Origin of the sequence: Micromonospora sp. NPDC093243 (genome assembly GCF_044753725.1) — a bacterium.
Taxonomy (GTDB): Bacteria; Actinomycetota; Actinomycetes; order Mycobacteriales; family Micromonosporaceae; genus Micromonospora.
The window spans coordinates 214,536-239,505 of the sequence record NZ_JBIVNT010000003.1; the positions used below are offsets into that span (position 1 = coordinate 214,536).

At 73.1% G+C, this 24,970-nt stretch carries 24 protein-coding genes and 1 pseudogene; 14 read left to right on the plus strand and 11 right to left on the minus strand.

The genetic code is table 11. The features are described 5' to 3' along the window. The first annotated feature begins 4 nt into the window (after positions 1-4). Together ACIP9D_RS10605 and ACIP9D_RS10610 are read left to right on the plus strand one after the other, a co-directional pair. Positions 5-349 carry a DUF1330 domain-containing protein gene (locus ACIP9D_RS10605; protein WP_350869185.1) on the plus strand — a complete coding sequence of 115 codons (345 nt, stop codon included), beginning with the start codon at positions 5-7 and terminating at the stop codon, positions 347-349. A 92-nt stretch (positions 350-441) separates the two neighbouring features. Next, entirely contained in the window at positions 442-768 is a 327-nt protein-coding gene (locus tag ACIP9D_RS10610; RefSeq protein ID WP_350869187.1) for a hypothetical protein, read from the plus strand. Between the two features lie 53 nt (positions 769-821). Here ACIP9D_RS10610 and dacB read toward each other — a convergent pair whose 3' ends face one another. The 3 genes from dacB to ACIP9D_RS10625 all read right to left on the minus strand — a co-directional run bounded on the left by dacB (position 822) and on the right by ACIP9D_RS10625 (position 3,758). Continuing rightward, the gene (dacB, locus tag ACIP9D_RS10615) at positions 822-2,405 is read right to left on the minus strand and encodes a D-alanyl-D-alanine carboxypeptidase/D-alanyl-D-alanine-endopeptidase (RefSeq protein WP_350869189.1); all 1,584 of its coding nucleotides are present in this window, start codon (positions 2,403-2,405) and stop codon (positions 822-824) included. A gap of 68 nt (positions 2,406-2,473) precedes the next feature. Next, positions 2,474-2,911 (minus strand): hypothetical protein, encoded by a 438-nt coding sequence (locus tag ACIP9D_RS10620; protein ID WP_350869192.1) that lies wholly within the window; start codon positions 2,909-2,911, stop codon positions 2,474-2,476. A gap of 121 nt (positions 2,912-3,032) precedes the next feature. After that, entirely contained in the window at positions 3,033-3,758 is a 726-nt protein-coding gene (locus tag ACIP9D_RS10625; RefSeq protein ID WP_350869194.1) for an aquaporin, read from the minus strand. A 118-nt stretch (positions 3,759-3,876) separates the two neighbouring features. Between ACIP9D_RS10625 and ACIP9D_RS10630 the strand changes: the two genes are divergently transcribed. Together ACIP9D_RS10630 and ACIP9D_RS10635 are read left to right on the plus strand one after the other, a co-directional pair. Beyond that, positions 3,877-4,950, plus strand: coding sequence for an NAD(P)-binding domain-containing protein (locus ACIP9D_RS10630; protein ID WP_350869197.1), 1,074 nt, complete (start codon positions 3,877-3,879; stop codon positions 4,948-4,950). 190 nt (positions 4,951-5,140) lie between these two features. After that, positions 5,141-5,422: an adhesin gene (locus ACIP9D_RS10635; protein WP_350869198.1), complete on the plus strand. Its 282-nt coding sequence runs from the start codon at positions 5,141-5,143 to the stop codon at positions 5,420-5,422. 4 nt (positions 5,423-5,426) lie between these two features. On the opposite strand, the gene ACIP9D_RS10640 is transcribed toward ACIP9D_RS10635, so the two are convergent. After that, positions 5,427-6,530, minus strand: coding sequence for a beta family protein (locus ACIP9D_RS10640; RefSeq protein ID WP_350869200.1), 1,104 nt, complete (start codon positions 6,528-6,530; stop codon positions 5,427-5,429). 93 nt (positions 6,531-6,623) lie between these two features. On the opposite strand from ACIP9D_RS10640, the gene ACIP9D_RS10645 reads away from it, so the two are divergent. Further along, positions 6,624-7,511 carry a sulfotransferase domain-containing protein gene (locus tag ACIP9D_RS10645; protein ID WP_350869203.1) on the plus strand — a complete coding sequence of 296 codons (888 nt, stop codon included), beginning with the start codon at positions 6,624-6,626 and terminating at the stop codon, positions 7,509-7,511. Positions 7,512-7,650: 139 nt separating this feature from the next. Here ACIP9D_RS10645 and ACIP9D_RS10650 read toward each other — a convergent pair whose 3' ends face one another. The 3 genes from ACIP9D_RS10650 to ACIP9D_RS10660 form a co-directional block, all read right to left on the minus strand. Further along, a complete protein-coding gene (locus tag ACIP9D_RS10650) occupies positions 7,651-8,223 on the minus strand; it encodes a PepSY domain-containing protein (protein ID WP_350869205.1) in 573 nt (190 codons plus the stop codon). 81 nt (positions 8,224-8,304) lie between these two features. Continuing rightward, positions 8,305-9,582, minus strand: a complete 1,278-nt coding sequence (locus ACIP9D_RS10655; protein ID WP_350869207.1) for a HAMP domain-containing sensor histidine kinase — start codon at positions 9,580-9,582, stop codon at positions 8,305-8,307. Next, complete coding sequence (locus ACIP9D_RS10660; RefSeq protein ID WP_350869209.1) at positions 9,579-10,274, minus strand: response regulator transcription factor; 696 nt, start codon at positions 10,272-10,274, stop codon at positions 9,579-9,581. The genes ACIP9D_RS10655 and ACIP9D_RS10660 overlap by 4 nt, the downstream gene beginning before the upstream one ends. 103 nt (positions 10,275-10,377) lie before the next feature. Between ACIP9D_RS10660 and ACIP9D_RS10665 the strand changes: the two genes are divergently transcribed. The 4 genes from ACIP9D_RS10665 (at position 10,378) to ACIP9D_RS10680 (ending at position 13,943) form a co-directional block, all read left to right on the plus strand. Continuing rightward, the gene (locus ACIP9D_RS10665; protein WP_350869212.1) at positions 10,378-10,854 is read left to right on the plus strand and encodes a septum formation initiator; all 477 of its coding nucleotides are present in this window, start codon (positions 10,378-10,380) and stop codon (positions 10,852-10,854) included. Positions 10,855-11,051: 197 nt separating this feature from the next. Then, a complete protein-coding gene (locus ACIP9D_RS10670; protein ID WP_350869215.1) occupies positions 11,052-11,459 on the plus strand; it encodes a hypothetical protein in 408 nt (135 codons plus the stop codon). A gap of 243 nt (positions 11,460-11,702) precedes the next feature. Then, on the plus strand, positions 11,703-12,092 hold the full coding sequence (locus ACIP9D_RS10675; protein WP_350869217.1) for a cupin domain-containing protein: 390 nt from the start codon (positions 11,703-11,705) through the stop codon (positions 12,090-12,092). A 54-nt stretch (positions 12,093-12,146) separates the two neighbouring features. Next, positions 12,147-13,943, plus strand: a complete 1,797-nt coding sequence (locus tag ACIP9D_RS10680) for a glycoside hydrolase family 15 protein (protein ID WP_350869219.1) — start codon at positions 12,147-12,149, stop codon at positions 13,941-13,943. Between the two features lie 34 nt (positions 13,944-13,977). Here ACIP9D_RS10680 and ACIP9D_RS10685 read toward each other — a convergent pair whose 3' ends face one another. After that, on the minus strand, positions 13,978-15,168 hold the full coding sequence (locus ACIP9D_RS10685; protein WP_350869222.1) for a threonine synthase: 1,191 nt from the start codon (positions 15,166-15,168) through the stop codon (positions 13,978-13,980). Positions 15,169-15,182: 14 nt separating this feature from the next. Then, a pseudogene (locus ACIP9D_RS10690) lies at positions 15,183-16,242 on the minus strand (DNA polymerase ligase N-terminal domain-containing protein). Between the two features lie 124 nt (positions 16,243-16,366). On the opposite strand from ACIP9D_RS10690, the gene ACIP9D_RS10695 reads away from it, so the two are divergent. The 3 genes from ACIP9D_RS10695 (at position 16,367) to ACIP9D_RS10705 (ending at position 18,414) form a co-directional block, all read left to right on the plus strand. Further along, a complete protein-coding gene (locus ACIP9D_RS10695; RefSeq protein ID WP_350869224.1) occupies positions 16,367-17,155 on the plus strand; it encodes an aldo/keto reductase in 789 nt (262 codons plus the stop codon). 138 nt (positions 17,156-17,293) lie between these two features. After that, positions 17,294-17,449 carry a hypothetical protein gene (locus ACIP9D_RS10700; RefSeq protein WP_350869225.1) on the plus strand — a complete coding sequence of 52 codons (156 nt, stop codon included), beginning with the start codon at positions 17,294-17,296 and terminating at the stop codon, positions 17,447-17,449. After that, positions 17,449-18,414 (plus strand): N-acetylmuramoyl-L-alanine amidase, encoded by a 966-nt coding sequence (locus tag ACIP9D_RS10705; RefSeq protein ID WP_350869227.1) that lies wholly within the window; start codon positions 17,449-17,451, stop codon positions 18,412-18,414. The genes ACIP9D_RS10700 and ACIP9D_RS10705 overlap by 1 nt, the downstream gene beginning before the upstream one ends. Before the next feature lie 82 nt (positions 18,415-18,496). Here ACIP9D_RS10705 and ACIP9D_RS10710 read toward each other — a convergent pair whose 3' ends face one another. Continuing rightward, positions 18,497-19,624, minus strand: a complete 1,128-nt coding sequence (locus tag ACIP9D_RS10710; RefSeq protein ID WP_350869230.1) for a GH12 family glycosyl hydrolase domain-containing protein — start codon at positions 19,622-19,624, stop codon at positions 18,497-18,499. A gap of 342 nt (positions 19,625-19,966) precedes the next feature. On the opposite strand from ACIP9D_RS10710, the gene ACIP9D_RS10715 reads away from it, so the two are divergent. After that, positions 19,967-21,073, plus strand: a complete 1,107-nt coding sequence (locus tag ACIP9D_RS10715; RefSeq protein WP_350869233.1) for an FAD-dependent monooxygenase — start codon at positions 19,967-19,969, stop codon at positions 21,071-21,073. Positions 21,074-21,213: 140 nt separating this feature from the next. Then, entirely contained in the window at positions 21,214-22,971 is a 1,758-nt protein-coding gene (ctaD, locus tag ACIP9D_RS10720) for a cytochrome c oxidase subunit I (RefSeq protein WP_350869236.1), read from the plus strand. A 728-nt stretch (positions 22,972-23,699) separates the two neighbouring features. Here ctaD and ACIP9D_RS10725 read toward each other — a convergent pair. Then, entirely contained in the window at positions 23,700-24,941 is a 1,242-nt protein-coding gene (locus ACIP9D_RS10725; protein ID WP_350869239.1) for an MFS transporter, read from the minus strand. Between the last annotated feature and the right edge of the window lie 29 nt (positions 24,942-24,970).

Sequence of the window (24,970 nt, forward strand, 5' to 3'; positions counted from 1 at the left end):
CCTCATGCCCGCGTTCGCGCTCGCCCACCTGCGTACCCCGAACACCAACGAGGACGTGCTCACCTACATCGAGCGGATCCAGGCCACCCTGGACCCGTTCGGTGGCCGGTTCCGGGTGCACGGCGCCGAGGTGGAGGTTCTCGAGGGTGAGTGGCCCGGGACCGTCGTGATCGTCGAGTTCCCCGACGTGGAGGCGGCCCGCGCCTGGTACGCCTCGCCGGCGTACCAGGAGATCCTGCCGCTGCGGACCCGGCACATCGAGGGCTCGGCGATCATCGTGTCCGGGGTCGGGCCCGACTACGACCCGACGCGGACCGCGGCCCGGCTGCGCGCACAGGTGGCCGGCTGAGATCGACGGGACAGTTTGTCCGTCACCGCGCGTCGACGCGGACGTACCTTTCTGCTGTCCCGGTCTGACCGTCCTGTGTGGAGGCCCCGCAGATGAGCAGCAGCACCGCCCACCGCGCCCCTACCCTCACCCCGACCCGTGCGGCGGAGCCCGTCGGCGACGTGCTCCGGGAGATTCCACTGCCGCCCTACGTGACCGGTGAGGACGCCCAGTTCGCGGTGCGGGCGGTGGTGGTGCACGCACCCCGCAGCTGGTCCGGCGGGACGGTCTGCCGCAACGATGCCAGCCCGCACCCGTGCCGGCTGCACCGCTGGGGAGCCCGGGTGCTGGCCCTGCGCGGCCTGCGGGACGCGGAGATCGCCGCGCTCATCGAACGCGGCGACCCGACGGCACCGGTGCCCACCCGCGCGGGCGCCTGACCGGCGGCCCCCGGCCCTCGCGAGACGCCGGGGCCGGGGACCGGACCGGCCGGTCAGCAGGCGATCGGCTTGACCCAGGAGCACTCCACTCCTTCCGGCGCGCGCGGCATGTCGGGCGCCGCCGGTGGCGCCACCCGCGCGGCGCTGGCACCCTGCTCGCTGTGGCCGGCGAGCGCGATGGCGATCTGGTCCTCCAGCGGCTTCACGGTCGAGGCGAGGTAGTTGTTCAACACGACGGAGAAGGCCAGCAGCCGGCCGTCGGCGTCGGTGGCGTAGCCGGAGAGGCTGGAGACGCCGGTGAGGCTCCCCGTCTTGGCGTGCACGTTTCCGGCCGCCGCGGTGCCCCGCATCCGGCTGCGCAGCGTGCCACCGACGAAGCGCTCGGCCTCTCCGGCGATCGGCAGCGCCGCGTACCAGGTGTCGAACCAGGGCTCGGCCCGGACCGCGGCGAGCAGGTCCACGAACTCGCCGGCCGGTACGAGGTTGCGACGGGACAGTCCGGAGCCGTCCCGCTGGCGTAGCGTGCCGGTGTCCATGCCGGCGCCCGCGACGTACTCGCTGATCTCGGTGAGCCCGGCCGACCAGGTGCCCGAGCCGGCGAGCACCCGGCCGATCTCCTTGGTCAGCACCTCGGCGTGCCCGTTGTTGGAGAGCTTGAGGAACGGCACCAGCAGCTCGGCCAGCGGCATCGAGTCGTGCCGGGCCACCGGGGTCGCCCCGCCCGGGGTGGGCTGGCCGAGCACCGTGCGACCGAGCACCCGTACGCCGTGCCGGTGCAGCGCCGCCCGGAAGACGTCGGCGGCGTAGCCGGTCGGCTCCCAGACCGTGACCCAGTCGCTGGCCGGCTCGTCCCCCACCGCGATCTGGCCGGTGACCACGATGGTGTTGCCGCCGTGCTCGCGCTCGAAGGAGACCGACGTCTCCCCGTCGGTCACCGTCTCGGCCCGGTTGTCGATGCGCAGATAGCCGGTCGGCGGGGTGGTGGTGATCACCGGCCGGGCGCCGGCGGCCTTGCCGGGCGCGGCGTGGACGATCACGGTGCCCGCGTCGTAGTCGGTGTCCGGCGCGACCGTCAGCGCGGAGACCTGCGCGGCGTAGTAGTAGGGCTCGTCGTCCCAGGTCCAGTCCGGCCCGAGCCGGGTCCGGTCGTAGCGGGTGTCGTCGGCGACGAGGTTGCCGGCGACCACCCGCACGCCCTTGGCCGCGATCTGGGCGGCGAGCGCGTCGTAGTCGGTGGCCAGCATCGTCGGGTCGCCGCCGCCACGCAGGTAGAGGTTGCCGGAGAGCAGCCCGCCCGCGCGTTTGCCGTTGGTGCTCACGTCGGTGGTGAAGCGGTGCCCCGGCCCGAGCAGCGCCATGGCCGCGGTCGAGGTGAGCAGCTTCGTGTTGGAGGCGGGCACCAGCCGGCGGTCGCCGTTGCGGTCGTAGAGGGTCTCGCCGGTGCTGGTGTCGACCACGACCACCGAGGCCTGCGCTCCGGCCAGCCGGGAGTCGGCGAGGATCGCGTCGATGGTCGCGTTGAGGCGGGTCACCGCGGGTGCCGGAGCCTCGGCGGTTGCGCCGGGCGCGCCGGCGGTCGCCGCCGCGGCGACCAGCGCCACCAGCGCCAGCGTCCGGGGGAAGAGACGTCGATGCATGCGTCGATGCTGTCATGGAGATAATCGCCAGAGAAGGGCCCAGGCCGAAAGTTATTGCCGCCGGAGTGTCAGTCGGCGAGCCGGGTCGCGACCACCGGACCCTCCAGTTCGCCGCTGACCGGTGTCAGTACGGCCACCGCCCGGTCGACCAGACCGTCGTCGACCAGCACCAGCCGTTCGCAGGCGGGATCGCCGGTCCGCTCGGGCAGGTGGTCGGCGAGTGCGCGCACCTGCTCGGCGGCGGCGTCGTCGAGCACGAACCCGTCGGCATCCCACCGGCCGTCCACGGTGAAGAACGCCTTGCTGTCCCGCTCGAGATCGCCGTTGAGGACTACCGTCGGGTTGTCGCCGTCGAGGTCGCTGGACGCCTCGTTCAGGCCCCAGACCTGGTACGACCCCTTTCCCTCGGTCGGCGCGTCGGCCACCGAAACACCCGTGCAGCCGGTGAGCAGCAGCCCCAGCGCCGCTGCCGGCAACAGCCTCGACCAGCCATGTCGTCCCACCATCACGCCTCCGCCCAGCCCGTGGTCCCAGGTCCCACGAGTCAGACCCGACACGCGGCCATCCGGTTCCCGTCGACCGGTCCGCGTCGGTCGGCCCCTGCGCAGCGTCGAGGGTGGGCGGGTGTCAGACCGGTCCGGGTCCCCGGTCCGCGTTCTGGTCGGAGCCGCCCCAGTAGCGCCCGTCCGGCCGGAGGATCAGCGGTGCCGCCAGCGCGGCCAGCGCCCCACCGAGCAGCGGGAAGACGATGAACACCCAGAGCTGCCGCAGGGCGACGCCGCCCTCGAAGAGGGCCGGGCCGAAGGACCGGGCCGGGTTGACCGAGGCGCCGTCGAGGGTGACGCCGACCAGCTGGGTCACGGCGAGCGCCAGGCCGATCGCGACGCCGGAGATGGCCGCCTGGTCGGCGCGGGTGCCCGCCACCAGCACGACCAGCACGAACAGGAAGGTCAGCACGATCTCGAGCACCGCCGCGCCACCCCGGTTGATGTGCCCGCCGTACCCGTTGCTGCCCAACGCGCCGGTCTGGTCCGCCACGTCGCCCCACCGGGTCAGCGCCCAGAGGATGAACGCGGCGATGGTTGCCCCGACGAACTGCGCGATCCAGTAGGCGACCGCGCCGATCAGCGAGATCCTGCCGGAGAGCAGTACGCCGAGCGTCACCGCCGGGTTGACGTGGCTGCCCGAGAGTGGCCCGATCGTGTAGACCAGGGCCAGCATGACGAAGCCGAAGGCGAGCGCGACCACCACCACCCCGCCCTCGATCCGGGCGGCGATCGCGCTTCCCACACCGAAGAAGACCAGCAGCAGGGTGCCGATGAGCTCGGCGAAGTAACGGTGCACGTCCTTCATGAGGCTCAGCGTATGGACTAATCGGGCTTACCAGTGCGAAATGGTAGGTCCATGCAACTGTGAGCGGGGCGACGGCGTGCGCGGGCACAGCGGCGGACCCATCGCTGTTGTACCCGGCGTGGAAACCCGCTCGGTCGACGTGGTGGTGATCGGCGCCGGTCAGGCCGGCCTCTCCGCCGGGTACCACCTGCGTCGCGCCGGCTTCGCCCCCGGCACCGGCTTCGTGATCCTGGACGCCGACGACGGCCCGGGCGGAGCATGGCGGCACCGCTGGCCCACCCTCACCGTCGAGCGGGTGCACGGCTTCCACGACCTGCCCGCGATGCCCTTCCCCGCCGCCGCGCCGGACCAACAGGCGGCCCAGGTGGTGAGCGACTACTTCGAGGCGTACGAGCGGGAGTTCGGGCTAGCGGTGCGCCGCCCGGTCCGCGTCCAGGCGGTGCACCCGCAGCCGGACGGGCGGCTGGACCTGCACACCGACCGGGGGCGGTGGAGCGCCCGGGCCCTGATCAACGCGACCGGCACCTGGAGCCGGCCGTTCTGGCCGCACTATCCCGGCCGCTCGTCGTTCCGGGGTCGGCAGTTGCACACCGCCGACTACCGGGGGCCGGCGGAGTTCGCCGGCCAGCGGGTCGTGGTGGTCGGCGCCGGCACCTCCGCCGTCCAACTGCTCGGCGAGGTCTCCGCGGTCGCCGCCGGCACCACCTGGGTCACCCGGCGTCCCCCCGACTTCCGGGAGATCGAGTTCACCTCGGAGCACGGTCGGGCTGCCGTCGCACTGGTCGACGCGCGGGTCCGGACCGGCCGCCCGCCGACCAGCGTGGTCGGGGTCACCGGACTGCCGGTCACCCCCGAGGTCCGGCGCCTGCGCGAGCAGGGTGTGTTGACGCGGTTACCCATGTTCGACCGGATCACGCCCGACGGGGTCGCCTGGGCCGACGGCCGTTTCGTCGCCGCCGACGTGATCCTCTGGTGCACCGGATTCCGCGCCGCGCTCGACCACCTCGCGCCGCTGAAACTGCGCGCCCCGGGCGGCGGGATCACCATGGACGGGACCCGGGTGGTGGCCGACGAGCGGATTCACCTGATCGGGTACGGCCCCTCCGCGAGCACGATCGGCGCCAACCGGGCCGGCCGCGCCGCGGTCCGCGAGATCCGCGCGCTGCTCACGCCGGCCACCGCTCTCGACTGACCGCGCTCTATTTGACGGATCGCCCGGCAGCGGGCAACGTAGGTGCTGAGGGGCCCTTCACCTGCCCCGATGCGGTGGTGGCGACTGGGTCGCCCCGCGATCGCCTCCCACGTGTGCCCCGGACGCGGGCCGACATCCCGGTCTGCGCCGTTCCGACCGCGATCCGAGAGAATCCACGAGGAGTTCCACCATGCTCACCATGACCGACAACGCCGTCCTGGTCATTCGTGACCTGGCCAATCAGCAGGACGTCGCCGAGGACGGCGGGGTGCGCATCGCCGCCGACGCCGAGGCGGGCTCGCTCACCGTCGAACTGGTCGCCGAGCCGATCCAGGGCGACCACGTGGTGGACACCGAGGGTGCCCGGATCTTCCTGGACGCCGACGCCGCCGAGATCCTCGGCGACGCATCCGTCGACGCGACCGTCGACGACGACGGCATCATCCAGTTCGGCTTCACCGAGCGGCAGTAGCCACTCAGCCGGCCCGGCGGGGCTCGCCGCCGCGCTGCGCCCGGGGCGGTCGGCCACGGCCCGCCGCCTCCGGCCCGGCCGGCCAGGGCGCAGTCCCGCCGTCCCGGCTCGGAGGTCGTAGCCCGGCCAGCACCTGGGCCATATGGTGCGAGGTGCTCCACGCCGTCCAGCTGCTGGTCGAGCCGGCGCCGGCCCCTCGGCGCGCGCGGCGGAGGATCTCGTGGTCGCCCCAGGAGAACGACGCTCCGGCGGCCGGCCAGTGCGGCGCGCCGACCAGCGTGCGGCACAGGTCCGCGAACCGGTCGTCACCCCGCCCGCCCCGTCGTGACCAGCGGTAGATCCACCAGGCACCGTCGGCGGTGTAGCACATGGTGGGCAGCCGGTCGCCCGGCTGCCCGGCGCCGGGCAGCGCCGAGCCGACGCCGTAGTCGCCGTAGCCCACGCCGGAATCGGCGAGGCGCTGCCAGAGCAGCCAGTCCCACCGGCTCAGCCGGACCGGCTCGTCGGTGGGCAGCCGGGAGAGGGTCGGCGGCAGGCCGCCGGCCGCCACCGTCACCGAGCGCCAAGAGTGCCGCCGGGCCCAGTCCAGCAGCCGACGCACCCGCGGCTCGGCGAGCCGGACATCCGCCGGGCAGCACACGTCGCCCGCGTCCACCAGCAGGTCGCACTGCTCCGGCACGAGCCGGGTGAACCGCCAGATCCGCTCCACCGCCGAGGTCGTCGCGTCCGGGCCGGTGCGGTCACGGCCCGCGCGTAGCCGGATCACCGATCGTTGCGCGTACGCCCGGGCCGCGGCACCGTGCGCGACCAGCCGGCGGTCGCTCTCCGCCAGCCCGATCACCGGCACCAGCGGTACGCCCCAGCGGACCAGTTCGTGCTGCGACGTGTCGGGCAGCGCGGTGATGTCGACGGCCGGTAGCAGACCGTCCGGCAGCCGGGTGAGCGCCTCCGATGTGGACCGGTCGGCCAGGTCGACGTCGAGGATCGGGGCGATCAGCGCGGCGGCGGTGGCGTCGAGGTGACTCAACGCCTCCAGCTCGCCCCGCCGGGTGGCGAGGATGGGGCGGTAGACCGGTTCCGCCGCCCGGCCCCCGTGGGCGGGCACCATAGTTCAATGTAGCCAGGCATTCCCATACCTCACAGGGCCGATCGGGCCGGTAAATGACCGGACGCCCGGCGGCCCCGCCACTACGATCGCCGGATGCCCGAGACCCCGCACCGCTACCGGTCGTCCGACGAGGACAGCGCCCGGTGGCTCGGCTTCCCGTTCCGCGACGGGGACATCGTGATCAGCACCCGGTCCAAGAGCGGCACCACCTGGATGCAGATGATCTGCGCGCTGCTGGTGCTCGGCACCCCGGAGCTGCCCGCGCCGCTGCCGGTGCTCTCACCGTGGCTGGACTGGCTGGTCGAGCCGCGCGAGGAGGTCTTCCGACGGCTCGCCGCCCAGCCGCACCGGCGCTTCATCAAGACCCACACCCCGCTGGACGGGGTACCGATCGATCCCCGGGTGACCTACGTGGTGGTGGCCCGGCACCCGCTCGACATGGCCGTCTCCCTCTACCACCAGGCCCGCAACCTGGACCGGGCCCGGATGCGCGAGCTCACCGGGCAGCCGACGCCGACCCAGCCGCCGAAGCCGCCGGCCCCCGTCGAGCAGTGGTTGAGCCGTTGGGTGGACCAGGAGGTCGATCCCCGCGCGGAGCTGGACTCGCTGCCGGGGGTGATGTGGCACCTGCGCGACGCCTGGGGCCGGCGGCACGAGCCGAACGTGGTGCTGGTGCACTACGCCGACCTCCTGAGCGACCTGGACGCGCAGATGCGCCGGCTCGCCGACCGGTGCGGTCTCACCGTGCCCGACGAGCGTTGGCCGGAGCTGGTCGAGGCGGCCACCTTCACCCGGATGCGGGAGCGGGCCGAGCGGCTCGCCCCCGACCCGGCCGGGGTGCTCAAGGACCGTAAGGCGTTCTTCCGGGCCGGGCGGTCCGGGCAGGGGCGAGAGCTGCTCGACGCGGCCGGCCGGGCCCGCTACCAGGACCGGGCCGCCGCGCTGGCCCCGCCCGACCTGCTCACCTGGCTGAACCGCTGACCGACCCGGCGCCCGCCGTCACCCGGCGGGCGTCTGTGCCGCACCGTCGACCCGCCAGACGGCTCCGGCCCGCCGCCGGCTGAGGGCGGTGGGCCGGAGCATCGACGCGGAACCGGAGATCAAGCCGGCTGGCGGAAGCTCAGTCGTCGTCGCCGTGATCGTCGTCGTCGCTGTCGTCATCGTCATCGTCATCGTCATGCTTGTCGTCGTCGTCAGCGTCGTCGTCCGCCGACTCCTGCTCGGCCCGGAGTACCGCACCGCTGTCCCGGTCCACGTCGATGTCGTGCTCGGTGCCACCGGCCACGATCTCCACGCTCCACACCGGACGGCCGTGCTCCTGCTCGGCCTCGACCTCGACGATGCGTCCGCCACCGGCCCGGGCCAGCGCGATCTCGCCGGCCCGCTGCTGGTCCACCCGGTCGCCGGTCGCCGGAGCACTGCTCTGCCCCGGGGTGGCGCTGTTCGTCGGGGCGCCGCTCGGGCTGCCCGGTGCGCCGCTGGTGGCACTGTCGTCCGGCGTAGCGCTGGCGGTGCTGTCGTCCGGCGTAGCGCTGGCGGTGCTGTCGTCCGGCGTGCCCGGCGCGGTCGTGGCGGCGGCCAGGGTGGTGCCCTGGGCGCGCTGCCCGTCGGCGGCGCTGACGCCGAGCGCCACCCCCGCCACCGCGAGCACGGCCGCTCCGGCCGTGGTCAGGATCATCGCGCTGCGCTTCATGTCTCCACCTTTCCTCGGTTGTCAGTTACGAGGATCGGTTTCGCCCGGATAGCACCGCGCTGTGCGGATGCTAAGGCCCGGTTAAGCCGCCGGCGGGCCGAGCCGGAGGCGGACCTCCGCCCCGCCGCCCGGGGCGGTGGCCAGCTCCAACAGTCCGCCGGAGGCCTGCGCCGCCCGCCGGGCGATGTCCAGCCCGAGGCCGGTCGAACCGGCCGCGCTGGCACCCCGACGGACCGCGTCGGCCGGCATGCCCGGCCCCCGGTCGGCCACGGTCAGCACCACCTGCCCGCCGTCGCGGACCAGCCGGACGGTGAACGGGGTGCCGTCCGGGGTGTGCGCGAAGACGTTGCCGAGCAGGGCGTCCACCGCCGCCGCCAGCTCGTCGGCGGGCACGCCGACCGGGAGTGGGCCGGGTGCCAGGTCGAGGATCACCGCTCGGCCGGTGTCCTCGGCGAGCACCGACCAGAACTGCACCCGCTCGCCGACGATGCCGGCCGCGTCCGAACCGGCCGGCCCGGCCCCCGGCGACCGCCGCCAGCGGGCCTGCTGGATCAGGCCGGTGACCGCCCGTTCCACGCCGTCCACCGCGGCGGTGAGCCGGGCGGCGTCGTCCGGGTCGCGCAGCGACTCCGCCTCCAGCCGCAGCGCGGTCAACGGGGTACGCAGCCGGTGGGACAGGTCCGCGACCTGCTCGCGCTCCTGCACCAGCAGCACCTGGATCCGGCTGGCCAGATGGTTCAGCGCGCCGGCGACCTCGCGCAGCTCGGCGGGCCCGGACGGGGTGACCCGGGCGTCCAGTTCGGCGTTGGCGAGCCGGTGCGACACCGCGGAGAGCGCGCCGATCGGCCGGACCAGGGTGCGCGCCAACCGGTCCGCGACCAGCAGCCCGATCAGCACCAGCAGCACCCCGAGCAGGGCGAGCACCAGCCAGGCCCGGGTCACTCCCGCGGTCAGCTCGGCCCGGGGCACCTCGACCCGGATCACCCCGGTGCCGTCCGCCCGGCCCTGTACGGCGATGACCACCTCCCGGCCCGCCGCGGACTCCCCGGTCAGGCTCTGGCCACGGGCGGCCAACGCCACCGCCGCGGTACGGGGCACCGGCGCGCCGAGCACGGCACCGTCGGGCAGGTAGACGCTCACCGGTCGTCCGGAGTCGGCGGCGAGCTGCTCGACGGTGAGCCGGATGGTGGCCGGGTCGGCGGTGCCCACCACCGGGACGAGGCTCTGCGCGTCGGCGGTGGCCCGCACGGTGGCCCGGTCCTCGGCGACGGTCCGCACCAGCAGAGCCAGCGGCACCAGGAACGCGATCAGGATCAGCACGCTGACCGCGGCGACCAGCAGCGCCAGCCGGGCCCTCATCCGGCGACCGCCGGCGGTTCCAGCCGCACCCCGACGCCGCGCACGGTGTGCAGGTAGCGCGGCTCCTGCGCGCTCTCGCCCAGCTTGCGGCGCAACCATGACAGGTGCACGTCGACGGTCTTGTCGGCGCCGCCGTAGGGGATCTGCCAGACCTCGGTGAGCAGCTCCCGTTTGGTGATCACCTGCCCGGGGCGGCCGGCGAGGTGGTGCAGCAGGTCGAACTCGCGCGGGGTCAGCTCGATCGGCGCCCCGTCGAGGGTGACCTGCCGGGACCGGGGGTCGACGCGCAACCCGCCGACGACGAGCGCCGGGTCGGACGTCCCGGCGCTCGACGGCCCACGTCGGAGCACCGCGCGGGCCCGGGCGTCGAGCTGGGCCGCGGTGAACGGCTTGACCACGTAGTCGTCGGCGCCGGCGTCGAGCACCCGGACGATCTCGGTCTCGTCGTCCCGGGCGGTGGCCACGATGACCGGCACCGAGCTGACCGCGCGCAGCATCCGCAGCAGCTCGCGACCGTCCAGGTCGGGCAGCCCCAGGTCGAGTACGACCAGGTCGGGGCGGTCGTCGAGCGCGTCGCGCAGCCCGGCCATCGCGGTCGAGGCGGCGGCCACCGCGTGCCCACGTTCGCGTAGCGCCCGGATCAGCGGCGTGCGGATGGTCAGGTCGTCCTCGATGAGCAGCAGGCGGGCCACAGCTCGCAGGCTAACCGCTGTCGGCGTCGATCCGGCGGTGCGTTAACCGTCCTTTAGCGTCGTGCTGTGCCGGCGCCAACCTCCGGTCGGGGACACTCGGAGGATGTCCCGCCGTTCGCTTCTCGTCGCCGCCGGGTGGCTGGCCACCGCCGCCGTCGCCACCCTGATCGGGTTGGCGGCGATCCGACTGGTGGGGGAGAGCATCACCGGGACGCCGGGTGGAGTGCGCAGCGAGGAGGAGGTGGCCCGCGCGCTCTCCGCCGATCCGTTGCCGTCGGCGTCGACCGCCGGGCCGACGGCGAGCGTGCCGCCGGCCACCGCCCCGTCGTCGTCCGCCCCGCCGTCGACCGGTACGGGCGCCCGGCGCAGCTTTGCCACCCCGGGTGGCACCGCCGTCGCCGAGTGCACCCCCGAGGGCGTACGTCTGGTCTCCTGGGCACCGGCGCAGGGCTTCCGGGTGCGTGACGTCGACCGGGGGCCGGACGACGACGTCGAGGTGCGCTTCGAGGGGGGCGCCGGAAAGCACGAGCTGCAGGTGCGCTGCCTCGGTGGTGAGCCGGTGTCGGTGCCGGACGACTGACTCCGCAGCAGGTCAGGCGATATGAAGTCACTTCGCGGTATCGACAAGTGTCCATGATCGGACAGTGCTGCGACTGGTTGCCGCGCGGATTTCCGCTCTACTTTCGATGACAAAGGGTGCGATCGTCGCTGATCCCACTTTGCCCCACAACTGCCTCATCGCTGCCCGGCCCGGCCGGCCAGCAGGGAGGACCGCGCATGCCCAGCTCGAGATCCCGGCGGGGGTCGATGGCCCAACCCACACCGGAGGAGGGCGATGTCGTTCGTGCCGATGACGAACTCCCCACCTGCACCCCCGTCGGCCTGCCGGCGACCGCGCGGGTGCTCTTCGCCGTGGTCAACGCCAACGGCGCCCTGATCCGCGGGCTCGGCGTCGCGACCGCCAACCGCCTCTCCGCCGGCATGTATCAAGTGATCTTCGACCAGGACGTGTCGGCCGCCGGGTACGTCGGCACGCTCGGCCTACCCGGCAGCGCCGGCGTCGCGCCGGCGGGGGAGATCTCGGTGGCCGGCCGGACGGGCATCCCGAACGGCGTCTTCGTGGAGACCTTCGCCAGCGACGGCACCGCCGCCGACCGCGGGTTCCACCTCGCGGTGCTGGCCTGAAAACGGCTCCGCAGACGAGCGCACGGCGCCGCCCGACCTGGGTCGGAACGTCGCCGCGCTCTGGCCGTCTCCCACCGTCGCAGCCGTTCGGCGGTACGCCAGCGGGGACCTGGCTCGACCGGCTAAGTGCCCGTCAGCCTTGTCGATCCCCGGCCGGTACGGATCCAAACCTCCGCCGAGTGGCGAATTCCACCATCTGCGAGTCCCGGCGTGGCGCGCCGCCGGAACGGGTATGAGCGCGGCATGGAGCATTTCACGATCGCGACCGTCGCCGAGAAGAGCCCGGACTTCCGGCGGGTGCTGTGGACCGGGGAACACACCCAGCTGGTGATCATGACGATCCCACCGGGCGGCGAGATCGGCGAGGAGGTGCACGAGGGAATCGACCAGATCCTCACCTTCGTCAGCGGCACCGGCGAGGCCCGCGTCGCCAGGGAGAAGCGGGAGGTCGTCCAGGGCGACCTGGTCGTGGTGCCCGCCGGCACCAAGCACAACTTCGTCAACACCGGCCCCAACCCGCTGGTGCTCTACACCGTCTACGGCCCGCCGGAGCACGCCGACCAGGCGGTGCACAAGACCAAGCAGGAGGCGGACGCCGCGGAGGCCGCGGGCGAGGACGAGCCCCCGAGCTGATCCGGCCGGCTGTCGCGGCGGTCTGATCTGATTCGATCGGGGTACCCGCCGCGGATGGAGCAGCCCGCCATCTCCGACTACGGATTCCTCTCCGACTGCCGCTCCGGCGCGCTGGTCGGGCTGGACGGCTCCGTCGACTGGTGGTGCCCGGACCGGTTCGACAGCCCGTCCGTCTTCGCCCGGCTCCTCGATCCCGGCGCCGGCCACTACCGGCTGGCCCCGGTGGGCGTCGGCGGGTCCGGGCACCGGGTGGAGCGGGCCTACAGCCCGGACACCCTGGTGCTGCGCACCGTGCACTACACCCCGGAAGGGAGCGTGGCGGTCACCGACGCGCTGGCCGCGGCGGCCGGCGCCCGCGGGCACGACCTCGGCATGGAGTCGCCCGCGGTGCTGCTGCGGGTGGTCGAGGGGCTGACCGGGCGGGTCCGGATGGCGCTGGATTTCGCACCACGCCCGGAGCACGGCCTGCTCAGCCCGTACGTGCACGAGCAGCCGGACGGCGGGGTGCTCGCCGCCGCGGGCCCGGCGGTGCTGGTGCTGCGCGCCGGTGGGCTGCCGTTGCGGGCCGACCGGGACCGGGTCCACCACGAGTTCGAAGTCGCGGCCGGGCAGACGATCGGCTTCGACCTGGCGTACGCGCCGGCCTACGGAGACCCGCCGGCTCGGGTCGACCCGGTGGCCGGGCTCAACGAGACGATCCAGGCCTGGGAGGCCTTCCGGGAGGTGCACCCCTACTCGGGCCGGTACCCGGAACTGGTCCGGGCCAGCTCGACGGCCCTGACCGGCCTGACGTACGGCCGCAGCGGCGCCGTGGCCGCGGCGCTCACCACCTCGCTGCCCGAACAGCTCGGCGGCCAGCTCAACTACGACTACCGCTACTCCTGGCTGCGCGACTTCTCCATGACGATGCGCGCGCTCTGGGTGGCGGCCTGCCCGCACGAGGCGTCCCGCCTCTTCGCCTGGGTCACCCGCTCGATCGGCCGGATCGGCGACCAGCCGGTGCCGGTGCTCTTCGGGCTGCAGGGGGAGCGGGACATCAGCGAGCACTACTGCCCGCACCTCGACGGCTACGCCGGCAGTCAGCCCGTCCGCATCGGCAACGAGGCCTGGAAGCAGCGGCAGCTCGACGTGCCCGGCGAGATCATCTCATCGGTCTGGCGGCTGCGCGACTACCTCGGGCAGACCTTCGACGAGGAGTTGCGGGAGATGGTGCTCGGGCTGACCGAGCAGGTGGCGTGCACCTGGCAGCTCCCCGACCGGGGCATGTGGGAGGCCCGGGCGGTCGAGCGGCACTTCGTGTCGTCGAAGGTGCTCTGCTGGGTGGCCATGGACCGGGCGGTGGGTCTGGCGGACCGGCTCGGCGACCGGGCCGACCCGCGGCGCTGGGCGGCGGTCCGGGACGAGATCCGCGCGACCGTGCTGCGCGAGGGCTGGAACGACGAGATCGGCGCGTTCACCGCCTCGTTCGGCTCCACCGAGCTGGACGCCTCGGCGCTCTTCCTGCCGGTGGTGCACTTCCTGCCGGCCACCGACCCCCGGATGCGCGCCACCATCGCCGTCGTCGAGCGCGAACTGGGCACCGACGGGGGTCTGGTCCGGCGGTTCAGCCACGACCCCGCCGGCTTCGTGCTCTGCTCGTTCTGGCTGGTGGAGTGCCTGGTGCTGACCGGCGAACAGCAGCGCGCCGAGGCGCTGTTCGAGCAGGTCGTCGGGCACGCCAACGACCTCGGGCTGTTCAGCGAGCAGATCGACCCGGCCGGTCGGCTGCACCTGGGGAACTTTCCGCAGGCGCTGTCGCACATCGGCCTGATCAACGCGGCCTGGCGGATCACGGACCCGACGCAGTTCTGACCCACCACGCAGGCAGCGCCGGCGGCGGTCCACCTCAGGCCAGCACCGGGACCCCGGAAACGTCGACCGTCTCCGGGTACTTCAGCCCGGCGCCGGTGTTGAGCACCACCACGCGCTCCCCGGCCCGGATCCAGCCGCCGGCCCGCAGCTGCCGGGCCGCGGTCAGGCAGGCCGCCCCCTCGGGGCAGAGCAGCAGCCCTTCCCGGGCGGCGAAGTCGCGCAGGTCGGTGAGGATCTCCTCGTCGGTCACCGCCACCGCGGTGCCGGCGCTGGCGCGCAGCGCGGCCAGGATCAGCTCGTCGCCGAGCGGGGCCGGCACGGTGATGCCGAACGCGACGGTGTGCGCGTCCGTCCACGGCTCGGCCCGATCGTCTCCGGCCGCGAACGCCCGGACGATCGGCGCGCAGCCGGTGGACTGCACCGCCACCAGCCGGGGCAGCTTCTCCTCGATCCAGCCGAGCTCGCGCAGCTCCTGCAGCGCCTTGTGGATGCCGATCAGGCCGACGCCGCCGCCGGTCGGATAGATGATCACGTCGGGGACCTGCCAGCCGAGCTGCTCGACGATCTCGTACCCCATGGTCTTCTTGCCCTCGAGCCGGTAAGGCTCGCGCAGCGTGCCCGCGTCGAAGATCGCGCCGCCGGAGCCGGCGATCAGCTCGGCCACCCGCCGGCCGGCGTCGCTGATCAGCCCGTCGACCAGACGCAGGTCGGCGCCGGCGGCCACGCACTCGCGCCGGCAGATGCTCGGCGCGTCCAGCGGCATGACGATGGTGGCGCCCATGCCGGCCCGCGCGGCGTACGTCGCCCAGGCCGCCCCGGCGTTGCCGTTGGTCGGCATGGCGATGCGCTCGACGCCCAGCTCGCGGGCCCGGCTGATGCCCACCGCGGCGCCCCGGGCCTTGAACGAGCCGGTCGGGATGAGCCCCTCGTCCTTGACGATCAGCTCCGCGATGCCGATCTCGGCGCCGTAGTTCGGGGTGCGCAGCAGCGGCGTCCAGCCCTCGCCCAGGCTCGTGACGTGCCGGGGGTCGGCCACCGGCAGCAGTTCCCGGTAGCGCCACAGATCCGCCGGGCGCAGGGTGAACCGCTCCGGCGTGACCGCCTGGGCCACCGCGGCCAGGTCGTAGCGGGCCAGCACGGGGGAGCCGCAGTCGCAGAGGTTCTGTGGCCGGTCGGCCGGGTGCTCCTTGCCGCAGCGCGGGCACTCCAGGTGGGTCAGGTACACGTCGCTCCTCGCCGTCAGGCCGCGTCGATGCTCAACCAGCGCCGGCTCCGCCGGCCCGGCTCGTAGGCCGAGTCCAGCCGTTTCGCCACCACGCCGGGCAGCCCCTGCTCCCGGCCGGTGCGCAGGGCCTCGGCGCCGGTGCCGGGGAACCACGGCGGAGTCTGCCAGTGCGGGCCGGTCAGCGCCAGGCCGTCGAGCAGCTCCCGGCGCTGGGTGTACGGCAGGTCGACGCAGCTCACCCCCTCCAGCCAGAGCAGGTCGAAGAGCAGGTACTGGGCGCCGGCGGGCACCCGGCCGCGGGCGTTCGGCCTGGCCGGCCGGATCCGGCCGGAGTCGTCGATCCGGACCAGCACGCCGTCCAGCACCACCTCGGTGGGTGCCAGCTCCTCGGCCAGCTCCCGCAGCCAGCCGTACGCCCCCGGTGACGTCCTCGTCGGTCTCGGAGAGCAGCCGCAACCGCCCGCCCGACACGTACGCCAGCGCCCGGACGCCGTCCCAGCGCAGCTCGTACCCCCACTGCTGCTCATCGCGGGGCAGTCGGCCGGCCGGCGTGGGGCGCATCGGACGGACCAGCTCGGGCATGCTCGTCCAGCCCTCGGGTGGCGGGTCGGTCCGCCGGATCATCCAGTCCCGGCCGTTCTTGCCGCCGGTCGCGAAGAGGACGTAGCGCCCGGCGGTCCGCTCCCCGTCGAGCACCACGATGACCTCGTCGTCGCGCCACTTCTCGGTGCGGTAGGTGCCCCGGTCGTGGACGGTCATCGTGCCGCCGCCGTACTCGCCGGCCGGGATCTCGCCGTGGAAGGTGAGGTACTCCATCGGGTGGTCCTCGGTGTGCACCGCGAGGTGGTTGCGGCCCTGATCCCGGGGCAGGCCGCGCGGCACCGCCCAGGACGCCAGCACCCCGTCGCGCTCCAGCCGCAGGTCCCAGTGCAGGCTCCGGGCGTGGTGCTGCTGGATCACGAACCGGGCCCTGCCGCCCTCGGCCTGCCGGCGACGTGGCGTCTCGCGCGGCACCGGCTCCGGCGTCCGGGCCGCGTCGCGCCGGCGTCGGTACTCCTCCAGGCGGTCCGCCACACCCCGCATTCTCCGGCAACCCGGGCCGCGCCGCTGCGGAGCGCGGGGTCCGGGTTGCCTGGTCGGGTCGGCGCGGGGTCCGGTTCGGCCGCACGGCGGGGTGAGGAGGAGTAGAACGGTCGTCATGGACCACGATGACCAGCCCACCGTCCCGCTCCCCGGTGAGGTGCGGATGCCCCTGCTCGGATTCGGCACCTGGCAGGCCACCGGCAAGGCCGGATACGACTCCGTGCTCGCGGCGCTCGACGCCGGCTACCGGCACATCGACACCGCCACGATGTACGGCAACGAGAAGGAGGTCGGCCGGGCGGTGCAGGAGAGCGGCCTGCGCCGGGAGGACATCTTCATCACCACGAAGCTGCCGCCGGACCGGGCGGGCCGCGAGCGGGAAACGCTGGAGGCGAGCCTGAGCGCCCTCGGCACCGACCACGTGGACCTCTGGCTGATCCACTGGCCGCCGTCCTCGCCCGCGGACAGCATCCCCATGTGGCGGGAGATGCTGGCCGCCCGGGACGAGGACCTGACCCGCGCGGTCGGGGTCAGCAACTACAGCACCGCGCAGATGGACGAGCTGATCCAGGCCACCGAGGAGAATCCGGCCGTCAACCAGATCCGGTGGAGCCCCTTCCTGTACGACCGGCAGCGGCACGCCGAGCACCGGGATCGCGGCATCGTGCTGGAGGGGTACAGCCCGTTCAAGACCAGCGAGCTGTCCGACCCGGTGCTGGCGCGGATCGCCGCCGCGCACAACGTCTCGCCGGCCCAGGTGGTGCTCCGCTGGCACATCGACCACGAGATCGTGGTGATCCCGAAGAGCGTGACCCCGGAGCGGATCCGGGCCAACGCCGACGTCTTCGGCTTCTCGCTGACCGCCGAGGAGATGCGCGACATCGACGCGCTCGGCGGCTCCTGAGGCCGGGCCCGCTGCCAATTTCCTTCAGTCGGGGGGTCGGCGGTGAAGGGTATCGACATCGACGTACGTGAGGATGTAGCGTCCCCGCCATCACGTACGTCGATGTGTCGTGATCCCTCCGCCCGCTGAAGGAGCGCCATGGCCACGTCCCGATCCGTCCGTCTGCGGCGCCGGGGTCTGCTCGGCATTCCGGCCCTGGTGGCCGCCGCGCTGACCGCCGTCGCCGTCCGACCCGCCCCGGCGGCCGCCGCGCCGAAGCCCGAGTGCCTGGCCGACCTGCTCGGGGGCTCGTGATGGCCACCGTTCCCTGGCTGGTGGACGTGCTCCGGGCGGCCGGCGTCCAGGTCGTCGTCGAGGGCGACTGGCTCAACCGGATGCGCCCCGGCGACTTCAACCCGATCGGGGTGCTCTGGCACCACACCGCCTCCACCTCCAGCGCCACCAATCCGCACCCGGCGCTGAACATCTGCATCAACGGCCGGTCCGACCTGCCCGGCCCGCTCTGCCAGGCGCTGGTCGACTACCACGGCGTCTTCCACGTCATCTCCGCCGGCCGCTGCAACCACGCCGGCGCCAGCCGCGGCAGCGGCCCGATCCCGGCCGGCGACGGCAACACCCTGATGATCGGGTGGGAGATCGACTACAACGGGGTCAACCAGGAGATGACCGCGGCGCAGTACAACGCGTCGATCGCGGCGACCGCCGCCGTGCTCACCCGGCTCGGCAAGGACAGCAGCTACGCCCGGGGCCACCGGGAGACCAGCACCACCGGCAAGATCGACCCGTCCTTCATCGACCTGGACGTGATGCGGGCCGACGTGGCCGCCAAGATGTCCGGCGGCGGCACCGCCTGGTCGTCCATCGTGGACAACACCACCGCCGGCCGGTTCACCGCCAGCGCGAGCTGGGGCGTCTCGTCGTACTCCGGGCAGCGCTACGGCGCCGACTACCGCTACGCCGACCCCGTCGCCGCCAGCGACGCCGCCTGGTACCGGTTCAACGTCCCGGCGGCCGGCAACTACCGGGTCGACGCCTGGTGGCCGGCGAACTCCGGCTACAACAGCTCGACGCCGTACATCGTCGCCACCAGCACCGGCAACCGGACGATCACCGTCGACCAGCGGGCGACCGGCGGGCAGTGGCGCATCCTCGGCACGTTCGCGCTCCCGGCCGGCGACGCGAACCGGGTGGCGGTCAGCCGGTGGAGCTCGGCCGGCGGCCTGGTCATCGCCGACGCCGTCCGCCTCACCCGGGTCTGAGCGACGAGGGCCGCGCAGCGCCCGAAGCGGCGGCGGGACGGCTGCGTGCTCTGCCACGCAGCCGCCCCGCCGCCGGTGGGGGTCAGGTCCGGGTACAGGCGGCGCCGTTGAGGGCGAAGCTGGTCGGCGAGGAGTACGCGCCGCTCAGCGTCCCCTGGTAGCCGAAGCTGGCGCTGCCGCCGGGGGCGATGGCGCCGTTCCAGCTCAGGTTCCGCGCGGTCACCGTGGAGCCGCTCTGGCTCACCGTCGCGTTCCAGGCGCTGGTGACCTGCTGCCCGGCGGGCAGTTGGTAGGTGAGCGTCCAGCCGTTGACCGCGCTGGACCCGGTGTTGGTGATCCGTACGTCGGCGGTGAAGCCGTTGTTCCAGGAGTTGGGCGTGTACGTCACCGCGCAGCCGGCGCCGCCCGGCGGCGGGGTGGTCGGCGGGGGCGTGGTGGGTGGCGGGGTGCCGCCGCCGTTCACCGCGGCGGCGAACGAGGTCACCGCGAGCCCGGCACCGCCCTGCCACGGCTCGAAGCCGGCCTGGATGCTGGTCAGGTACCAGGAGTTGGTGATCGCGCCCCGGCTGCGGACGTCGGCGATGAATTCGAGCACGCTGAAGTCGAGGCTGGTGATCGGGGACGGCGCGACGTAGGAGATGACGTTGTTGGAGCCGTTGCTCCCCCGCCAGACCTCCCAGCTCCGGCCGGCCAGGTTGGCGGTGCCGACCGGTGAGCCGATGGGCTGGATCGGGCCCTGCCGGTTGAGCCAGATCATGATCTCCATCTGGTTCACCCCGTCGGTCTTCGGACTGGGGTCCAGCCAGATGTCGTACGAGGCGTTGTAGACGGCGCCGCTGACGTACCGGTAGCTGATGCTGCTGGTCGCGCTGCTGATCTGGCTCACCTGGATCGGCAGGTTCGTGCCGGGGGAGCAGTTGGTGTAGTGGCAGCCGAGGAAGACCGACGGGTACGCGGTCGGGGCGCCGTTGGTCGGGTTGCTGCCGTTCTGGGTGGTGATCTCGAAGCCGGTGCTGGTGACGTTGATGCACTGCTGGGCGGTGGTGCCCCAGCGGTTGTTCTGCACCACGTAGCGGTTGCCGATGACGGTCGAGCCGTACTGTTCGCAGATCTGGGTGTCGGCGGAGGCGTTTCCGCCCAGGGCCACGGCGACGATGGAGCCGCTGACCAGCAGGCCGGCGGCCACGAGGGCCCGAAGTCGACGTTTCATGCTGCTCCTAGCGTGTGGCGCTGCCCGGGCGCCGGATGGGTGAACGAATGCGGGAGCGCTCCCACGCTCGATGACACATTTACATCTGTGAAACAAACGCGCAACCGGTCGGAGGAAACCAGCCGGGATATGAGGTTTCCCGTGCGGTGCCTTCGGTGGGGTGCCCCGCCTGAGTGACAGCGGTGAACCGCCCAGGTGACAGCTTCCGGCCGCCGGCCGACCGGCGCCCCGCCCCCGATGCGCGCGCTCCCGCGGGCCGATCAGCCCTGGTGTGCGCCGATTGCGCCGAGTAATGTCTTGCATCCGACGCGTGCCGAACCCCTCCGGAGGCGTACCGCAACCATGGGTGGCTCTCCCCTGCGCATCCTCGTCGTCGGCGCGGGCATCGCCGGTCTGGCCGTGGCCCGGGCGCTGCGCATGGCGGGCTTCCGTCCGGACGTCACCGAGAAGCTCCCGCCGGGCGAGTCCCACGAGACCGGCCTCTACCTGCCCGGCAACGCCGCCCGGGCGCTGCGGCGGCTGGACCTCGACGGCCCGGTCCGCCCGCTCGGCCACGTCGTGCACCGGCAGCGCTTCCTCGACGCCGACGGCGCCCCGCTCTGCGAGGTCGACCTGGACGCCCTCTGGGCCGGGGTCGGCGAGTGCCGGGCCCTGCCCCGGGCCGAACTGCACCGGGTCCTGCTCACCGGGGCCGGCGGCGCCGTCCGCCACGGTGCCGAGGTACGCACCCTCGACCTGCTGCCCGCCGGCGTCCAGGTGACCTTCGTCGACGGCACCGCCGCCGAGTACGACCTGGTCATCGGCGCCGACGGGCCGCGCTCCTCGGTCCGCGCGCTCGCCGCGCTCGGCGGCCCGCCCCGACCCGCCGGGCAGGTGGTCTACCGCACCGTGCTGCGCGACGGCCCGACCGTCACCGAGTGGACCGCGCTGCTCGGCCAGCGCGCCGGCTTCCTGATCGTGCCGATCGGGGCCGGGCGGCTGCACTGCTATGCCGACGAGGCCGGCACCGAGCGGCCCGCCGACCCGGTGGGCCGATTGCGCGAGCTCTTCGGCTCGTACGGCGGCCCGGTGCCGGAGGTGCTGGACGCGCTGGAGTGGGTGCACGTCGGAGTCACCGACGAGGTGGAGCTGGGCCGTTGGTACCGGGGACGGGTGCTGCTGGTCGGCGACGCCGCGCACGCGACCGCGCCTACCCTCTCCCAGGGCGCGGCGATGGCCCTGGAGGACGCCGTGGTGCTGGCCGAATCGCTGAGGGCGGCCGGCAGCGTCGAGGCGGCCCTGGTCGCGTACGAGAGTCGCCGTCGCCCGCGTACCCGATGGGTGCGCGACCGGACCCGCGACCGCAACCGGACCCGGGACGTCCCGCCGGCGCTGCGCGACCCGTTGCTGCGCGGACGTGGCGGCCGGATCTTCGGCGAGCACTACCGGCTACTGCTCGGCCCGCTCTGACCCTCGGCGTCGGGGGCCGATGATCGTAGCTGGCCACCCCACGCCGGGGGGCCACCTGCCGGGGACTATCCTCCTTGCGGATGACGGCCCGCAGAAATCAGCGCGTGCCGAGCGGGACAACCGAGAACCGGAGGCCACTCGTGACCACCGTCGCACCCAAGCCGGTCGTGACCCGGCCCTGGCCGGTCCGAGAGCCGGTCAAGGGGTCGGCCATCGCGCGGCTGCTGCGGACCACGGACGCGAAGCAGATCGGGATCATGTACATGGTCACCGCGTTCGCGTTCTTCATGATCGGTGGCCTGATGGCCCTGATCATGCGGGCCGAGCTGGCCCAGCCGGGGCTGCAGTTCCTGTCGCCCGAGCAGTACAACCAGCTCTTCACCATGCACGGCACGATCATGCTGCTGTTCTTCGCGACGCCGATCGTGTTCGCCTTCGCGAACTACATCGTGCCGATCCAGATCGGCGCGCCCGACGTGTCGTTCCCGCGGCTGAACAGCTTCGCCTACTGGCTCTACCTGTTCGGCGGCACCATCGCGACCGCCGGCTTCCTCACCCCGGGCGGCGCGGCCGACTTCGGCTGGTTCGCGTACGCCCCGCTGAGCAGCGTGGAGCACTCCCCGGGCGTCGGCGCCAACATGTGGATCATGGGTCTGGCCATCTCCGGTCTGGGCACCATCCTCGGCGCCGTCAACATGATCACCACGGTCCTCACCCTGCGGGCCCCCGGCATGACCATGTTCCGGATGCCGATCTTCACCTGGAACATCCTGGTCACCAGCCTCCTGGTGATCCTGGTCTTCCCGCTGCTGGCCGCCGCGCTCTTCGCGCTCGCCGCCGACCGCATCCTCGGCGCCCACGTGTACGACCCGGCGACCGGTGGGCCGATGCTCTGGCAGCACCTGTTCTGGTTCTTCGGGCACCCCGAGGTCTACATCGTCGCGCTGCCGTTCTTCGGCATCATCAGCGAGATCATCCCGGTCTTCTCCCGCAAGCCGATCTTCGGCTACAAGGGTCTGGTGGCCGCGACCCTCGCCATCGCCGCGCTGTCGATGAGCGTCTGGGCGCACCACATGTTCGCCACCGGCCAGGTGCTGCTGCCGTTCTTCAGCTTCCTGAGCTTCCTGATCGCCGTGCCCACCGGTATGAAGTTCTTCAACTGGATCGGCACCATGTGGCGCGGCCAGGTCAGCTTCGAGACCCCGATGCTCTGGTCGGTCGGCTTCCTGGTGACCTTCCTCTTCGGTGGTCTCACCGGTGTGCTGCTCGCCAGCCCGCCGATCGACTTCCACGTCTCCGACTCGTACTTCGTGGTGGCGCACTTCCACTACGTGCTCTTCGGCACCATCGTGTTCGCCGTCTTCGCCGGCATCTACTTCTGGTTCCCGAAGATGTTCGGCCGGATGCTCGACGAGCGGCTCGGCAAGGTGCACTTCTGGCTGACCATGATCGGCTTCCACACCACCTTCCTGGTGCAGCACTGGCTCGGTAACGAGGGCATGCCCCGCCGCTACGCCGACTACCTGCCCAGCGACGGCTTCACCACGCTGAACATGATCTCCACGATCGGCGCGTTCATCACCGGTATCTCCACGCTGCCGTTCATCTACAACTGCTGGAAGTCGTACAAGACCGGCCCGGTGGTCGAGGTCGACGACCCGTGGGGCCACGGCAACTCGCTGGAGTGGGCGACCAGCTGCCCGCCGCCGCTGCGCAACTTCGACCGGATGCCGCGGATCCGCTCCGAGCGGCCGGCGTTCGACCTGAAGTTCCCGGAGCTGGCCGCCGGCCACCAGAGCCTGGCCGGCCCGCCGGAGGGCGGCTCCAAGCCGCTGACCAGCGAGTCGGACGGCGGCGCCCGGTACGCCGAGGACACCGCCAGCAACATCGACCGCTGAAACCCAGCACCACGTCCGACGGGCGCCGCCCTCCCTTCCCGGGAGGCGGCGCCCGTCGCCATTCCCGCCCCTGCCTGGTCGCCGCCCCTGCCTGGTCGCCGAGCCGGTCTGGTCGCCGGGCCGGTCTGGTCGCCGAGCCCGCCTGGTCGCTGGGTCGGCCTGGTCGCCGAGCCGGCGGGGCGCCCGGCTCGCCCTCGGAGGTTGATCGACTCCATGTCCCCGACATGGTGGTGTCCCGGCGTGCCGGATGCCGCCATATCGCCGATCTGGTGTCGATCAGGCCGGCCGTCGGGAGGTTGATCGACTCCATGTCCCCGACATGGCGGTGTCCCGGCGTGCCGGATGCCGCCATGTCGGCGACCTGGTGTCGATCAGGTCGGTCGGCTGGGCTGATCGACTCGGCTTCTGGGATGTCGGGGTGTCCGGTCGGGCCAGACACCCCGACTTCAATGACCCCGAGTCGATCGTGTGGCAGTTGGCCGTTGTGCAGGACGCTCTGTCCGGCGCGCCCGCCGGGCACGCCTCGCGAGGTAGTGATCACCGCCCGCCGAGGGCACCTGCCCGGGCGTGTCCGCTGTCGAGGCGGCCCGCCCCATGGCCGTACCGCGGCTGCCGGGCGCGCCTGTCGGGCCCTCGTCTGCTGGCCGTGTCGGTCCTGACGGTCGCGCATGCCGCAGGCGCACAGGGGACTGCCGGGGCCTGGTGAGGTCGCTGCGGTGGGAGCCGGGTCAGTGGGTGGTGGTGGGGGCGAGTTCGGGTTCGGCGGGTACGGGGGCGGCGGCGGCGCGGCGGCGGCGCAGTTCGATGGGGAGCACCGCGAGGGCGACCAGCGCGCCGATGATGCCGGTCACGGCGAACCCCCAGGCCGGCGCGGAGGCGTCGATCACCGCGCCGGCGAGCGGGGCGCCGACCGCGATGCCGACGGTGACCGCCGAGCCGTGCAGGCCCATCGCCTCGCCACGTACCTCGGCCGGGGCGAGGCGGCTGACCGCGTCGGAGGTCGCCGCGATGGTCGGGGCGCAGAGCGCGCCGGCCGGGATCAGGGCGAGGCAGAGCAGCCACCAGTGTGACCCGCCCAGCCCGACCGGGATGGTGCAGAGGCTCAGCGCGGCCATCAGCGCCAGCGGGGAGAAAGAGCGATGCACGGCTCCGTAGGCGAAGCCGCCGACCAGCGAGGCGACCGCCCACATGGCGAGGACGGCGCCGGTCCAGCCGACCTCGCCGCCCTCGCGGAGCACGGCGACGACCGCCACGTCGGTGCCGCCGAGCACCAGCGTGGCGGCGAGGCTGACCGCCAGCACGGCCAGCAACCGGGGCGTCACCCATTCCCGCCGGGGCACCCGTCGGTGTGGCGTCCCCGGCTGCTGTTCGCTGCCGGTGGGCGGGTTGAGCAGCCAGAACGCCACCCCGGCGGCGACGATGCCGGCGCCGACCAGGTAGAGGGTGGTCTGCGCCGAGATGGCGGTGGCCAGCGCCACGGCCAGCGCCGGGCCGACCATGAACGACAGCTCCACCGACATCGAGTCGAGCGCGTACGCCGGTCGGCGTTGCTCCTCGGGCACCAGCGCGGCGATGGACTGGCGGACGACCGAGAAGATCGGCAGGGCGAGCGAACCGGCGACGAAGGCGGCCGGCAGCAGCAGGAGGTAGGGCAGCGAGGGCGCGGTGGCCCAGTAGACCGCCTCGACGATCGCGGTGAGCACCAGCACCGGCCGTAGACCTCGGCGGTCGATCTGCCGACCGAGCAGCGGGCCGCCGATCGCCGCGCCGACGGTGATCGCGGCGCCGACCAGCCCGGCGGCGGCGTAGCCGCGGCCGAGGTCGAGCACGTGGAGGGTCATCGTCACCCCGGTCGCGGTGAGCGGGATGCGCGCGAGCACCGCCACCAGCAGCAGCGAACGGAGACCGGGCAGGGCGAGCGTCTGCCGGTAAGGCTCAAGGTTCACGACGGTCCATACCTCCGGCGCCATCCTCGACGCTGGGTACGACAGCCGCCAAC